General features: G+C 71.4%; 15 protein-coding genes. 7 read left to right on the forward strand and 8 right to left on the reverse strand.

Annotated features, from left to right (window positions below):
* Positions 1 to 37: 37 nt before the first annotated feature.
* The 3 genes from AACG61_RS01780 to AACG61_RS01790 form a co-directional block, all read right to left on the reverse strand.
* Positions 38 to 619 carry an outer membrane protein gene (locus AACG61_RS01780; RefSeq protein ID WP_411838310.1) on the reverse strand — a complete coding sequence of 194 codons (582 nt, stop codon included), beginning with the start codon at positions 617 to 619 and terminating at the stop codon, positions 38 to 40.
* A gap of 270 nt (positions 620 to 889) precedes the next feature.
* Positions 890 to 1,084: a hypothetical protein gene (locus AACG61_RS01785; protein ID WP_411838311.1), complete on the reverse strand. Its 195-nt coding sequence runs from the start codon at positions 1,082 to 1,084 to the stop codon at positions 890 to 892.
* A gap of 70 nt (positions 1,085 to 1,154) precedes the next feature.
* Positions 1,155 to 1,469: an HNH endonuclease gene (locus AACG61_RS01790; RefSeq protein WP_411838312.1), complete on the reverse strand. Its 315-nt coding sequence runs from the start codon at positions 1,467 to 1,469 to the stop codon at positions 1,155 to 1,157.
* Between the two features lie 59 nt (positions 1,470 to 1,528).
* Between AACG61_RS01790 and AACG61_RS01795 the strand changes: the two genes are divergently transcribed.
* Positions 1,529 to 2,155 (forward strand): DsbA family protein, encoded by a 627-nt coding sequence (locus AACG61_RS01795; protein WP_411838313.1) that lies wholly within the window; start codon positions 1,529 to 1,531, stop codon positions 2,153 to 2,155.
* A 12-nt stretch (positions 2,156 to 2,167) separates the two neighbouring features.
* On the opposite strand, the gene zapE is transcribed toward AACG61_RS01795, so the two are convergent.
* Positions 2,168 to 3,268 (reverse strand): cell division protein ZapE, encoded by a 1,101-nt coding sequence (zapE, locus tag AACG61_RS01800; RefSeq protein ID WP_411838314.1) that lies wholly within the window; start codon positions 3,266 to 3,268, stop codon positions 2,168 to 2,170.
* 132 nt (positions 3,269 to 3,400) lie between these two features.
* Here zapE and AACG61_RS01805 point away from each other — a divergent pair, with 132 nt between their 5' ends.
* Both AACG61_RS01805 and AACG61_RS01810 read left to right on the forward strand, forming a co-directional pair.
* Entirely contained in the window at positions 3,401 to 4,021 is a 621-nt protein-coding gene (locus tag AACG61_RS01805; RefSeq protein WP_411838315.1) for a 5'-methylthioadenosine/S-adenosylhomocysteine nucleosidase, read from the forward strand.
* Positions 4,022 to 4,092: 71 nt separating this feature from the next.
* Entirely contained in the window at positions 4,093 to 5,892 is a 1,800-nt protein-coding gene (locus AACG61_RS01810; protein ID WP_411838316.1) for an ABC transporter transmembrane domain-containing protein, read from the forward strand.
* Between the two features lie 3 nt (positions 5,893 to 5,895).
* Here the strand turns inward: AACG61_RS01810 and AACG61_RS01815 are convergent, their stop codons facing one another.
* Positions 5,896 to 6,372 (reverse strand): CAP domain-containing protein, encoded by a 477-nt coding sequence (locus tag AACG61_RS01815; RefSeq protein WP_411838317.1) that lies wholly within the window; start codon positions 6,370 to 6,372, stop codon positions 5,896 to 5,898.
* 82 nt (positions 6,373 to 6,454) lie between these two features.
* Positions 6,455 to 6,973, reverse strand: coding sequence for a CAP domain-containing protein (locus AACG61_RS01820; protein ID WP_411838318.1), 519 nt, complete (start codon positions 6,971 to 6,973; stop codon positions 6,455 to 6,457).
* A gap of 178 nt (positions 6,974 to 7,151) precedes the next feature.
* On the opposite strand from AACG61_RS01820, the gene lysM reads away from it, so the two are divergent.
* Together lysM and AACG61_RS01830 are read left to right on the forward strand one after the other, a co-directional pair.
* Positions 7,152 to 7,643, forward strand: coding sequence for a peptidoglycan-binding protein LysM (gene lysM, locus AACG61_RS01825; RefSeq protein WP_411838319.1), 492 nt, complete (start codon positions 7,152 to 7,154; stop codon positions 7,641 to 7,643).
* A 156-nt stretch (positions 7,644 to 7,799) separates the two neighbouring features.
* Positions 7,800 to 9,683, forward strand: coding sequence for an acyl-CoA synthetase (locus AACG61_RS01830; RefSeq protein ID WP_411838320.1), 1,884 nt, complete (start codon positions 7,800 to 7,802; stop codon positions 9,681 to 9,683).
* Between the two features lie 24 nt (positions 9,684 to 9,707).
* Here the strand turns inward: AACG61_RS01830 and AACG61_RS01835 are convergent, their stop codons facing one another.
* Positions 9,708 to 10,976, reverse strand: a complete 1,269-nt coding sequence (locus AACG61_RS01835) for a bifunctional folylpolyglutamate synthase/dihydrofolate synthase (RefSeq protein ID WP_411838321.1) — start codon at positions 10,974 to 10,976, stop codon at positions 9,708 to 9,710.
* A gap of 58 nt (positions 10,977 to 11,034) precedes the next feature.
* The gene (gene accD, locus AACG61_RS01840) at positions 11,035 to 12,006 is read right to left on the reverse strand and encodes an acetyl-CoA carboxylase, carboxyltransferase subunit beta (RefSeq protein WP_411838322.1); all 972 of its coding nucleotides are present in this window, start codon (positions 12,004 to 12,006) and stop codon (positions 11,035 to 11,037) included.
* Positions 12,007 to 12,082: 76 nt separating this feature from the next.
* Between accD and cls the strand changes: the two genes are divergently transcribed.
* The gene (gene cls / locus AACG61_RS01845; protein ID WP_411838324.1) at positions 12,083 to 13,522 is read left to right on the forward strand and encodes a cardiolipin synthase; all 1,440 of its coding nucleotides are present in this window, start codon (positions 12,083 to 12,085) and stop codon (positions 13,520 to 13,522) included.
* A 28-nt stretch (positions 13,523 to 13,550) separates the two neighbouring features.
* Positions 13,551 to 13,829, forward strand: a complete 279-nt coding sequence (locus AACG61_RS01850; protein WP_411838325.1) for a 4a-hydroxytetrahydrobiopterin dehydratase — start codon at positions 13,551 to 13,553, stop codon at positions 13,827 to 13,829.
* Positions 13,830 to 13,854 lie beyond the last annotated feature (25 nt).

Raw genomic sequence — 13,854 nt, forward strand, 5'->3', positions numbered from 1 at the left:
GGCCGCCCTTTCCGTGCGGTCGGTGATCCGGCAGGGATCAGAAGCGCATGGTGGCGCGCAGCTGCACCATGTCGGCGTCCAGGTCCAGGCCGTCCTGGCCGTCCACGTCGCTGAAGTCCTGACGGGTGTATTCCGCACCGACCAGGAAGCGCTCGGTCACCTTGAAGTCGGCGCCGATGCCGTAGGTCAGGCCGGTCTCGGAGAAATCGTCGCCGTCCAGGTACGCGGCGCCGAGCGTGACGTAGGGCATGAAGCGGCCCAGGTCATAGCCGGCACGGCCGCGCAGGCGGGCCAGGTCGGCGTCGCCGCCATTGTCGAAATCGACGCGGTTGTAGTCCAGTTCGCCGCCCAGGACGAACTTGCCGAAGTCGCGGTTGTAGCCGCCGAACAGGCCGTAGGCGTCGAAGTCCTCGGAGACCGAGTCGCCCTCGAAGGACACTTCAGCATCGCCCTGGCCGTACTGCAGACCGGCATAGAAGCCCGACCAGTCGGACACGGGGGCGACGACGGGGGCGACGACGGCCACCGGCGCGGCGTCGACGACCGGTGCGACGATGCCGCCGGCATGGGCGGCGCCGGCGAACAGGACGGCGGCGATGGCGGTGGATGCAAATTTCATGGGTCTTCTCCGATTGGTCTCAGGCCTGCGGACCTAGACCCGAAGACGCCCGGACGACAGGGCCGCGCCCCGCGCCGCCGCGCGCGGCGTGACCCGGATGCAACCACAGGATCGTGAGCGTCCGTGAGCGGCACGCCCGCCACCCCCCGCGCGGCGGGCACGGGGCGAACCCCATCGTTCACAAGCCGCGCCGACCGGGGCCGCGGGGCGGCTGGCGCGCGCGGGTTTTCTGCACGGCGCCTCTTGCCGGGCCGGGCCCGGGGTTCGGCCTCAGGACAGGACCGGACGCCCCGCGCCGCAGCGCGATCCGCCGGTCCCGGCGGGCATCTGCGGCATCGGGGGCGTCTCGGCCTGGGGGGCGGGTTCGGCCTGGGGGGCGGGTTCGGGTTCGGGGGCGGGCCGGGTCTGGGCCAGGGCCGCGGGCGCGGCCAGGACCGACAGCAGGGCGAGAAGGGACAGGCGCATGGCAGATCTCCGATGGGGCGGTGGGACAAGGATGCGCCCGAATCGCCCTGGCGCAAACAGCCAATCCGCCTCAGCGCGCGCGGCCCAGAAATCCCGGCGGGCGGCGGGCGACCCAGGCCCAGAACCGGGCCAGGTCGGGATGGGCGCGCAGCGCCTCGACCGTGTTGAAATGGCGCGCCAGTTCCGCCTCGCGCAGGGTCTTGTGGATGGTCTTGTGGCAGATGTGGTGCAGAAGGACGGTCGGGCCGCCCTTGCCGCCCTTCAGCTTGGGGATCAGGTGATGGCGGCTTTGCGGCACGTCGGGCGGGATCGGCCGCAGGCAAAGCGGGCAGACGGGGTCTGACGGCATCGTGACCGGGGCGGGGTCCTGTCGCGGCTTACGCATCACTGGGCCTTCGGGTTACGCCGGATCATCAGACCCTGCCGCCGCCGAAAGGACAAGCCATGCCCAACCGCCGCGACCTTCTGGCCCAGGCCGCCGCCCTGTCGCTGCTGCCCGCGCTGCCCGTGCTGGCGCAGGACCGCGCCAACCCCATGCCCGAGGAGCTGCGCGCCGCGCTGGAGCGCGACCCGACCGCGCCGGTGCTGGGCAATCCGCAGGGCGACATCACCCTGACCGAGTTCTTCGACTACAACTGTCCGCATTGCCGCACGATGCTGCCGCTGATCTCGGACCTGGTGCGGTCCGATCCGGCGCTGCGGGTGGTCTATCGCGAATGGCCGGTCTTCGGTGCGGGGTCGGATTTCGCCGCGCGGGTGTCGCTGGCGGCGCTGCCCGGCGGGAACTACTGGCGGCTGCACGCGGCGCTTCTGTCGATGCGCGGCCGCGCCGAGGAGGCGACCGTGATGCGCACCGTGCGCGATCTGGGCCTGGACGAGGACGCGCTGCGCGAGGGCATGGCCAGCGACCCGGTGGAGCGGCACATCTCGACCAGCTTCCTGCTGGCCGATCACATGGGGCTGATGGGCACGCCGACCTTCATCTGCGGCGACGAGGCCGTGTTCGGTGCCGTCACGGCGCAGGAGCTGCGCGACCTGGTGGCGCGGGGCCGCCGCACCATGGGCGTCTGACCGGGCGCGGCCCTAGTCGCGCCGCCCCCAATCGGCATCCTGCATCTCGCGCAGGCGCGAGGCGGTGCGTTCGAACTCGAAGCTGCCCTCGCCCTCGTTGTAGAGCTGTTCCGGCTCATCCGCGGCGCTGGCGATCAGCCGCACCCGCGCCTCATAGAGGGCGTCGATCAGCGTCACGAACCGCTTGGCCTCGTTGTAGTTCGAGGCCGAGAGCCGCGGCACCCCGTCGATCAGCAGCACGTCCACCGCCTTGGCGACCGCCAGGTAGTCGGCCGGGCCCAGGGGCTTGCCGCACAGGTCCCAGAAGCTGGAGCGCGCCGCGCGCCCGACATGGGCGGGCAGCGTCACCGCGCGGCCCTGCACCGGCAGGACCAGGGGCGCGGGGTCCGCGCCGCCGGTCAGGTCCCGCCACGCCGCGTCCAGCGCCGCCCGCGCCGCCGCATCGGCGGGCGCGAACCAGACCGGCCCGCCATGGCGGTTCTGGCGATAGTCGGTCGTGCTGTCCAGGCAGACGACCTCCATCCGCTCGCGGATCAGCGCAATGAAGGGCAGGAACAGCTGCCGGTTCAGCCCGTGCTTGTAGAGGTCCTCGGGCACCCGGTTCGAGGTGGTGACCACCGTCACGCCCTGGTCGAACAGCACCTGGAACAGCCGCCCGACGATCATCGCATCGGCGATGTCGGTGATCTGCATCTCGTCGAAGCACAGCAGGCGGGTCTCGCGGGCGACGGCCTCGGCCACGGGGCGGACGGTGTCCTGCTCGCCGCGGCTGCGGGCGGCGTTCAGCCCGGCCTGGATCTCCTGCATGAACTCGTGGAAATGCACGCGGCGGCAGGGGATGGGGCCTGCGGCCTCGGCCATCAGGTCCATCAGCATCGACTTGCCACGCCCGACCCCGCCCCACAGGTAAAGGCCGCGCACCGGCACGGCCACCTCGGGGCTGCCCACGCCCAGGAACGCCCGCCAGGCCGACCGGCGGGGCGCTGCGGCCGGGGCGGCCTCCATCTCCTCCAGCACGCGGTCCATGAGCGGCAGGATCGCCGCCTGCGCGGGGTCCGGGCGCAGCACGCCCGCCGCGATGCGCTGCCGATAGAGATCGCTGACCCGGCCCATGCCCGTCCCGCCTGTGTTGTCCGTTTCCGCACCCCTGCCACGACCCGGACCGGACCCGCAAGGCCCCCGCTTGACCGCGGCCCGGCGCGCATGCGACCCCGGCAGGACCGTTACCCCCGCCCCGAGGTGCCCATGACCGACCTGATCGCCGGCCTGCCCGTCCTGTTCGTGATGGCCGCCCAGCCCGAATACGGCCCCGCCCTGCGCGCGCGCATCTCCCCCCTGATGACCGGGATCGGCCCGATCGAGGCCGCAGTCCAGCTGACCGCCGCCCTGGCCCAGATGACCGCCCGCCCGCGGCTGATCGTGTCCCTGGGGTCGGCCGGGTCGGCGCGGCTGGCGCAGACGCAGGTCTATCAGGTGGGCGCCGTCGCCTGGCGCGACATGGATGCCAGCGCCCTGGGGTTCGAGCGCGGGTGCACGCCGCTTCTGGACCTGCCGCGGGTGATCGACCTGCCGCACCGCATTCCGGGCCTGCCCGTGGCCAGCCTGTCCACCGGCGGCGACATCGTCAGCGGCGCGGCCTATGGCGCCATCGCCGAGGACATGGTCGACATGGAGACCTTCGCGCATCTGCGCGTGGCCCAGCATTTCGGCCTGCCGCTGATCGGGCTGCGCGGCATATCCGACGGTGCGGCCGATCTGGGCGGCATGGACGACTGGACGCGCTATCTGGAGCTGATCGACGGGCGGCTGGCGCAGGCCGTCGACCTGCTGGAGGACGCGCTGCGGCAGGGACGGATCGTGCTGTGACAGGCCGCGCGCTTGTCCTTGCGGCGGCGGCCCCTTAGACCGGGGGCGGCAACTGGGACAGGCGGACGGGCATGGCACGCGGCGCAAGACTTGTGGAAGACCGGCCGACCAGCCGCCGGGTCGGAGCGCTGGGCGCATTGTGGCCCTTCATGCGGCCCTATCGCGGGCAGATGGTGCTGGCGCTGGTGGCGCTGGTGGTGACCTCCGCGATCAGCCTGATCCTGCCTCTGGCCGCGCGCCGGGTCGTCGACAACTTCGACGACGGCGCGGGCCTTCTGGACCGCTACTTCGGCGCGGCGCTCATGATCGTGGCGCTGCTGGCCCTGGGGACGGCGGCGCGCTACTTCTTCGTGACGCGTCTGGGCGAGCGGGTCGTGGCCGACATCCGCAAGGCGGTCTATGCCCGCGTCATCACCCTGTCGCCCGCCTTCTTCGAACGGGTCATGACCGGAGAGATCCTGTCGCGCATCACCACCGACACCACGCTGATCCAGTCGGTCGTGGGATCGTCGCTGTCCATCGCGCTGCGCAACCTGCTGGTGCTGGCGGGCGGGCTGGCGATGCTGGCGCTGACCTCGCTGAAGCTGATGGGGCTGGTCCTGCTGATCGTGCCCGCCATCCTGATCCCGATCATCGTGCTGGGCCGCCGCCTGCGCGTGCTGTCGCGCCAGAACCAGGACTGGATCGCGGCGTCGTCCGGCACCGCGTCCGAGACGCTGCTGGCCGCGCAGACCGTGCAGGCCTATACCGCCGAGGCGCGCAGCATCGACCGCTTCGATGCGGTCACCGAACAGTCCTACCAAGTGGCGCGGACGCGCATCGGCACGCGGGCGGTGATGACCGCCATCGTGATCTTCCTGATCTTCGCGGGCGTCATCGGCGTGCTGTGGGTCGGCGCGCGCGACGTGCAGGCGGGGGTGATGACCGCGGGCCAGCTGGTGCAGTTCGTGATCTATGCGATCCTGGTTGCGGGCGGCGCGGGCGCCCTGTCCGAGATCTGGGGAGAGCTGCAGCGCGCCGCCGGCGCGACCGAGCGTCTGGCCGAGCTGCTGTCGGCCGAGGACACCCTGACCGATCCGGCCCGCCCCGCGTCCCTGCCCAGCCCGCTGCGCGGCGAGATCGCGCTGAGCGGGCTGCGCTTCAACTTTCCCTCGCGCCCCGACATCGCGGCGCTGGACGGCATCGACCTGACCATCCGCCCCGGAGAGACCGTGGCCCTGGTCGGCCCGTCCGGCGCGGGCAAGACCACCGTGATCCAGCTGATCCAGCGCTTCTGGGACCCGCAGGCGGGGCGGGTGACGCTGGACGGCGTCGATCTGCGCGATCTGGCGCGGGTCGATCTGCGCAGCCGCATCGCGCTGGTGCCGCAGGACCCGGTGATCTTTGCCGCATCCGCCGCCGAGAACATCCGCCTCGGGCGTCCCGAGGCCAGCGACGCCGAGGTCCAGGCCGCCGCCCGCGCCGCCCATGCGCATGACTTCATCGCGGCCCTGCCGCAGGGCTATGACACCGCCCTGGGCGAACGGGGCGTCATGCTGTCGGGCGGCCAGCGCCAGCGCATCGCCATCGCGCGCGCCATGCTGCGCGACGCGCCGATCCTGCTGCTGGACGAGGCCACCAGCGCGCTGGACGCCGAATCCGAGGCGCTGGTGCAGGCCGCCGTCGGACGGCTGGCCCAGGGGCGCACCACCATCGTCGTGGCCCACCGCCTGGCGACGGTGAAGCAGGCCGACCGCATCGTGGTGCTGGATCAGGGCCGCATCGCAGCCCAAGGCAGCCACGATCAGCTAGTCGCGCAGGACGGGCTCTATGCGCGCCTGGCGCGGATGCAGTTCACCGACGGGCCGCGGCTTCCCGCCGAGGCGGTCTGAGCGTCAGCGCGGGGCGGCCAGGACCAGCGACCAGAAGGGCGTGCGCCCGTCTGCGGCCACCGCACGCCCGATGCCCAGATGTCTGAGCCGCGGGTTCAGCAGGTTCGCCCGGTGCCCGCCCGATGCCGCCCAGCTGGACAGCGCCGCCCCGGCATCGGGCTGACCGGCGGCGATGTTCTCGGCCGCGATGGCGGACGCGCCATAGCCCGCCGCGCGGGTCCGCGCCTTGACGCCGCCCCCGCCGGCATGGCTGAGGCGGCCGCGCCCCGCCATGGCGCAGGCCTGATCGGCGGCGGCCCGGGCCAGCGCCGGATGGGCCTGGAGGGCGGGTGCCCCCGCCTGCGCGCGCAGCCGGTTCACCGCATCGGCCATGGCCTGGCTGTCGGGCATGGGGGGCGCCGTGCAGGCGGGGGCGGCCAGCGCCCCCCCGGTGGTCAGGATCAGCGCCAGAAGCGCGGCGCAGGACAGTGCAGGACGCATGGCGGCCCCTCCCCGGGTTCGTGTGGAGCGGCCAGCCTAGGCCGGTTCCTCGCGTGAACGCAATGGTTCAGGCCGGCGGGCGTCAGGGGCGCGGCGCGGCATAGACGGCGGTCCAGTAGACCGTCCGGCCATCCTCGGCCACGGCCCGCCCCACGCCGAAATCGCGTACCTGCGGCAGCAGGATGTTGTCCAGATGCCCCGGAGAGGCCGCCCATTCGTCCAGCACGCGGGGCAGCGAGAAGGGGCCGGCCGCGATGTTCTCGGCCGAGATGGTGGGTGCATAGCCCGATTCGCGCAGCCGCATCATCGGCCCCGTCGTGGTGCTGCCCAGATGGGTCATGCGTCCGCGAAGCGCCATGTCGCAGGAATGACGCGCCGCGACGCGGGCCAGGTGCGGGTCGGGCTGGACCGGCGGCAGGCCCGCGCGGGCACGGGCGCGGTTGGTGGCGGCGGCGGCCTGGGCGTTGTGGGCCGCGGCGGTGGCGAGGCAGGTCGCCTCGCCCGGCTGGCCCACCTGGACCGCGTAGGGGTCGGTGCCCGTCGGGCGTTGGGTGGCGGGGGCGCAGGCGCCGGCGGCGCAGGCCAGCAGAAGGGCGGCCAAGGGGCCGGGTCGGTGAGGCATCGGTGCGTTCCTGGTCGTCGTCAGTCCGATGGGGAATGGTCTACCAGACAAGTGTGAACAAGAGGTTGACGCCTCCGACGCCGATCGGTCGCAGGGCGGGCGGAACCCTGCCGATCCCTGCATCGTTCGGATGCACAGCAGCAGGAGGACAGCCGCCATGCCCATCTGGGATTTCGTCAAGGACGCCGGGAAATCGGTCTTCGGCAAGGCCGAGGCCGCCACGCCCGCCGCAGCACCCGCACCCGCACCCGCCGCAGCTCCGGCCCATGACGCCGACACGCAGCGCAAGGTCGCCGCGCTGAAGGCCGAGCTGCGCGCGCTGAACCTGGACGGCGACGACGTTCATCTGCGCCTGCGCGGCGACACGGTGGTCGTCGAATCGAAGGGCGCCGACCGCGAGACGCTGGAGAAGCTGATCCTGGCCGTCGGCAACATCGAGGGCATCGCCAAGGTCGAGGCCGACCTGCCCGCGGACGCCCCCGAGCCGGTCTTCCACACGGTCAAGAAGGGCGAGACCCTGTCGGCCATCGCCAAGGCACATCTGGGCGACGCGAACCGCTACAACGCGATCTTCGAGGCGAACCGCCCGATGCTGAGCGACCCCGACAAGATCTATCCCGGTCAGGTCCTGCGCATCCCCGCCGCCTGAGCCCCCGCCATGTGACGCCGCGTCCGACCTTGGGTTGACGCGGCGTTTTCGCGCAGCCTGCGCCGCCAGGCACTTGCCCCGTTCGGCCATATCGTCCCATCCTGCCCCGCAGGGAGGGGCCGCATCCGTGCGGTGCCGGAATGCATGGGGGAACCGATGGGCAAGTTCAGCAGCTATGACGACCGCAACCGCGTCGAGGACGAAAGCGCCTATGACGCGCGCGACCTGCCGGTGACCATCCACGAATTCCTGTCGCGCACCGCCGCCCGGTTCCCGCAGCGCCCGGCCCTGTCGTTCCAGCTGCTGTCCGGCCCCAAGGACCCCTCCGTCACCCTGACTTGGCAGGAGCTTCTGGAGCGGGTGACCGAGACCGCCAACCTGTTCCGCAGCCTGGGCGTGGGGCCGACCGACACGGTGGCCTATCTGCTGCCCAACACGATCGAGACCCCGGTCGTCTTGCTTGCGGGCGCGACCGCGGGCATCGTGAACCCCATCAACCCGCTGCTGGACGCGACCCAGATCGCCGGCATCCTGCGCGAGACCCGGGCCAAGGTGCTGGTGACGCTGAAGGCCTTCCCCAAGACCGACGTGGCGCAGAAGGCGGCCGAGGCCGTGGCCCAGGCCCCCGGCGTCACCCATGTGATCGAGATCGACCTGAACCGGCACCTGCGCGGGCTGAAGCGCTTCATCGTGCCGCTGATCCGACCCAAGGTGAAGGTGACGCACAAGGCCAAGGTCCTGGATTTCGAGGCCGCGACCAGCGCAAGGAAGCACACAGGCCTTGAGTTCGACGACCCGCGGCAGGACCGGGTCGCGGCCTACTTCCACACCGGCGGCACCACCGGCACGCCCAAGGTCGCGCAGCACAAGTACAGCGGCATGATCTACAACGGCTGGCTGGGAGGGACGCTGCTCTTCGACGAGACCGACGTGCTGATGTGCCCGCTGCCGATGTTCCACGTCTTTGCGGCCTATCCGGTGCTGATGTCCTGCATCGCGTCGGGCGCGCATGTGGTGATGCCCACGCCCGCCGGATACCGGGGCGACGGGGTCTTCGACAATTTCTGGAAGCTGATCGAACGCTGGCAGGCGACCTTCCTGATCACCGTGCCGACCGCCATCGCGGCCCTGATGCAGCGTCCGGTGAATGCCGATGTCAGCAGCCTGAAGACCGCGATCTCGGGTTCGGCGCCGCTGCCGATCGAGCTCTACAACCGCTTCAAGGCCGCGACGGGGGTCGAGATCGCCGAAGGCTACGGCCTGACCGAGGCGACCTGCCTGGTCAGCTGCAACCCGGTGGACGGGCTGAAGAAGGTCGGATCGGTGGGCATCCCGCTGCCCTACACGCATGTGCGCATCCTGAACCATGACGATTCCGGGCGCGTGCACGAATGCCCGACCGACGTGGTCGGAGAGATCTGCGTGGCCAATCCGGGCGTCTTTCCCGGCTCGACCTATACCGAGGTGGACAAGAACCATAAGCTGTTCGCCGACGACATCTATCTGCGCACGGGCGATCTGGGGCGCATCGACGCGGACGGCTATCTGTGGATCACCGGCCGCGCCAAGGACCTGATCATCCGCGGCGGCCACAACATCGACCCCGCCGAGATCGAGGAGGGGATGCTGTCCCATCCGGCCGTGGCCTTTGCCGGCGCCATCGGCCAGCCCGACAGCTTTGCCGGAGAGCTGCCCTGCGTCTATGTGGAGCTGGTCGGCGGGGCGAGCGTCACCGTGGACGAGCTGGTCTCGCATGCGCGCGACCACATCCACGAACGCGCGGCCATCCCCAAGCATATCGAGATCCTGCCCGAGCTGCCCAAGACCGCGGTCGGCAAGATCTTCAAGCCCGACCTGCGCAAGCTGGCGATCACCCGCGTCTATGACGCCGCGCTGGAGGGGACGGGTACCCGCGTGCTGGACGTGCGCGAGGACAAGAAGCGCGGCCTGGTCGCCCGCCTGTCGCGCGAGGGCACGGAGGACGAGGCGCAGGTCCAGGCCCGTCTGGGTCAGTTCACGACGCCCTGGGACTGGGCCTGAGGTCCTGACGCCCCGGCGCGGGCGTCAGCCGTTCTCGCGCAGGACGCGCCCGGCCAGGTACAGCGAGCCGCAGATCAGGATGCGCGCGCCCGGATCGCGCGCGGTGATGGCCGCGACGGCCTGGGCGGCATCCGCGGCCTCGGTGGCGGGCAGGCCCACGCCGCGCGCGGCCTCGGCGGTGGCGCGGGCGGGCAGGGTGTTCGGCTCTCCGGGGATGTCGATGGCGGTCAGGCTGGCGGCCTCGCGCGCCAGCGGGCGCAGATAGCCCGCGATGTCCTTGGTGTTCAGCATCCCGCAGATCAGATGCGTGGGCCGCGCGGACATGGCGGCCAGCGTCGCGGCCAGCGCCTCGCCCCCCGCCGGGTTGTGCCCGCCGTCCAGCCACAGCTCCGCCCCCCCGGCCAGATCGACCAGCGGACCGCGACGCAGGCGCTGCATGCGGGCGGGCCATTCGGCGCGGGTGACGGCGGCGCGGGCCTGCGCCTCGGTCGCGCCCAAGGCGCGCAGCGCGGCCAGCGCGGTGCCCGCGTTCTGGACCTGATGCGCGCCCATCAGCACCGGGCGGGGCAGGTCCCACAGTCCGTGATCGTCCTGAAACACCATCCCGCCCGGTTCGGCCGCCACTGTCCAGTGCTGCCCATGCGCCAAGATCGGGGCCGAGAGGCCCATGGCGCGGGCCTCGATCACGCGCATCGCGTCATCCTCCTGCGCGGCGATCACGACCGGCACGCGGGGCTTGATGATCCCGGCCTTTTCGGCGGCGATCAGCGGCAGAGTGTCGCCCAGATACTGCTGATGGTCGATCGAGACCGGGGTGATCACCGTCAGCCGGGGCGCCGCGATCACATTGGTCGCGTCCAGCCGCCCGCCCAGGCCCACCTCCAGCAGGGTGAAGTCCGCGGGCGTGCGCGCGAAGGCCAGGAAGGCCGCGGCGGTGGTGATCTCGAAGAAGGTGATGGGCTGGCCGTCATTGGCGGCCTCCACCTCGGCCAGAAGATCGGCCAGGGCCGCGTCCTCGATCAGCGTGCCGGCCAGGCGGATGCGCTCGCGGAACTCGGCCAGATGCGGCGAGGTATAGGCATGGACCCGCGCGCCCCCGGCCTCCAGGCCCGCGCGGATCATGGCCTGGGTGCTGCCCTTGCCATTCGTGCCGGCGACATGGATGACCGGCGGGACGGCGCGTTCCGGATGGCCGAGCGCCGCCAGCAGCCGGTGCATCCGGTCCAGCGACAGGTCGATGACCTTGGGGTGCAGCGCCATCAGGCGCGACAGGATCGTGTCGGAGGTCGTCATGGCGCACCAGAGGGCCGGCCCCCGGACCCCCGGAGCGCCGACGTGGGTCAGGAGGGGCTTATTCGGCCGGGGTCGGCGTGGCGGCCTTGGGCGCCGCCAGCGGGGTCGCGGCCGCCGGGGCGGGGGCATCGGCCGCCGCGGAGGGGGCCGCGGGCGCGGGCAGGTCCGCGCGCGTCGCGGTCGGCAGGCCGCCCAGCATGCGCAGCACGCCGATCAGCTCGTCGCGCAGCGCCTTGCGATGGGTCACCCGGTCCAGCATGCCGTGTTCCAGCAGGTATTCGGCGCGCTGGAAGCCCTCGGGCAGCTTCTCGCGGATGGTCTGCTCGATCACGCGGGGACCGGCAAAGCAGATCAGGGCGTTCGGCTCGGCGATCTGGATGTCGCCCAGCATCGCATAGCTGGCCGTGACGCCGCCGGTGGTCGGATGGGTCAGCACGACGATGTAGGGCAGGCGCGCCTCGCGCAGCATCTCCACCGCGACGGTGGTGCGGGGCATCTGCATCAGCGACAGGATGCCCTCCTGCATGCGCGCCCCGCCCGCGGCGGAGAACAGGACCAGCGGCTTGCCCGACTGGACCGCGCGTTCGGCGGCCGCCACGATGGCGTTGCCCACATACATGCCCATCGACCCGCCCATGAAGCTGAAATCCTGGGCGGCGGCGACGATGGGGGTGCGGCCGATCTCGCCCTCGGCGACCAGCATGGCCTCCTTCTCGCCGGTGGATTTCTGCGCGGCCTTCATCCGGTCGGGATATTTCTTCTGGTCGCGGAACTGCAGCGGGTCGGCGATGGGGTCGGGGACCTTGACCTCGACGAAGGCGCCGCCGTCAAACAGCGCGGCAAAGCGGTCGCGCGGCGTGATCGCCATGTGGTGGTCGCAGGTCGTGCAGACGTTCAGGTTGTCCGACAGTTCGCGATGGAACAGCATCGTCCCGCATTCCGGGCATTTGGTCCACAGGTTCTCGGGGACCTCGCGCCGCGAGAAGAGCGAATTGATGCGCGGGCGGACATAGTTCGTGATCCAGTTCATCGCGAATGGCCTTGGCTGTTTCAGGCCCCCAGATAGGCCGCGACGGGGGGAATTGCAATTGCCGGGGGGCGCGCGGATGATGCGGGCCATGTGGGCCACGCTGTTCTTCCTGACGCATACGACGCTGTCGCTGGTGATCATCGCCCGCGTGCTGATGCGTCCGCGCATCGAACCCTCGGTCCGGCTGGCCTGGATCATGGTGGTCGAGGCGGTGCCGCTGCTGGGGATCCTGGCCTATCTGCTGTTCGGCGAGGTCCGCATGAGCCAGGCCGAGGTGCAGCGCATGGCCGACGTGCGCGACCGCCTGACCGGGCGCGACCCGGGCCTGCCGATGGTGCGGCCCGACCGCGACGACCCGGCCGGGCCGGTGATCGCGGCCAATGCCTCGGTCGGCGGCATGGAGGCCCGGGCGGGCAACGTGCTGAGCCTGCTGGAGGAGAGCGACGGGGCCATCGACGATCTGGTCGCGGCCATCGACGGGGCGCAGGATCACATACACGTGCTGTTCTACATCTGGCTGCCCGATGCCAGCGGCACCAAGATCGCCGAGGCGCTGATGCGTGCCGAGGATCGCGGCGTGCAGTGCCGGGTGATCGTCGATGCGCTCGGCTCGCGGCTCTTGGTGCGGTCGGCGCTGTGGGACCGCATGGCGCAGGCGGGGGTGGAATGCGTGACGGCCTTTCCCTGGGGCCTGCCCTTCATCAGCGTGCTGTTCCAGCGGCTGGACCTGCGCAACCATCGCAAGATCCTGGTGATCGACAACCGGCTGGCCTTCACCGGCAGCCGCAACTGTGCCGACATGGCCTTCCGCATCAAGGCCCGCTTCGCGCCCTGGGTGGACATCCTCGTCTCGGTGCGCGGCCCGGCGGTGCGCCAGCTGCAGGCGGTCTTTCTGGCCGACTGGATGAGCTATACCGGCCGCGACCTGGGACCGATGCTGCAGCCGGTGGCGCCCCAGGCCGATCCGGGCATCGTGGCGCAGGTGGTGGCGACCGGCCCCGACCTGCGCGCGGGCAGCGTCAGCGACTGCCTGTCGGCCATGCTGCACGCCGCGCGCGACCGGGTGATCATCACCACGCCCTATTATGTGCCCGACGACGCGCTGGACGCGGCGATCCGGGCGGCGGCGCGGCGCGGGGTGCAGGTGACGATGATCCTGCCTGCGCGCAACGACAGCCTGATCGTCGGCGCGACCAGCGAGGGGTTCTATTACGGTCTGCTGGCCGCGGGGGTGCGGCTGGTGCTGTTCCAGGGGGGGCTGCTGCATTCCAAGATCCTGACCGTGGACGGGCGCATGGCCATGATCGGCAGCGCGAACCTGGACCGGCGCAGCTTCGAGCTGAACTACGAGGTCAACATGGCCGTCTTCGACCCCGAATTCGTGGCGGCGCTGGACGCGCGGCAGGCCAGCTATGTCGAGCGAGCGCGCGCGCTGAGCCTGGAGGAGGTGCGCGGCTGGTCGGCGCTGCGGCGCATCCGCAACAATGCCTGCGCGCTGGCCTCGCCCCTGCTGTGACGTGACACCCATGAAAGGAGCCACCCCCATGACCGAGGACGAGATCGCCCGCCATCTGGACGCCCTGACCGGCTGGACCCTGTCGGAGGACGGGCGCGCCATCACCCGCCGCTTTGCCTTCAAGGGCTTTGCCGGCGCGGTCGAGATGGCCAACCTGGCCGCCTGGCTGGGCAACCGCGAGGGGCACCATCCCGACATCGCCTTCGGTTGGGGCTATTGCGCGGTGAGCTTCAGCACCCATGACGCGGGCGGGCTGACGGAGGCCGATTTCCGCTGCGCCGCGCGGCTGGACGCGCTGACGGCCTGATCGGCAGGCTTGTCCGATGCGAGCC

The organism is Paracoccus sp. ME4 (genome assembly GCF_046736325.1).
Classification (GTDB): domain Bacteria; phylum Pseudomonadota; class Alphaproteobacteria; order Rhodobacterales; family Rhodobacteraceae; genus Paracoccus.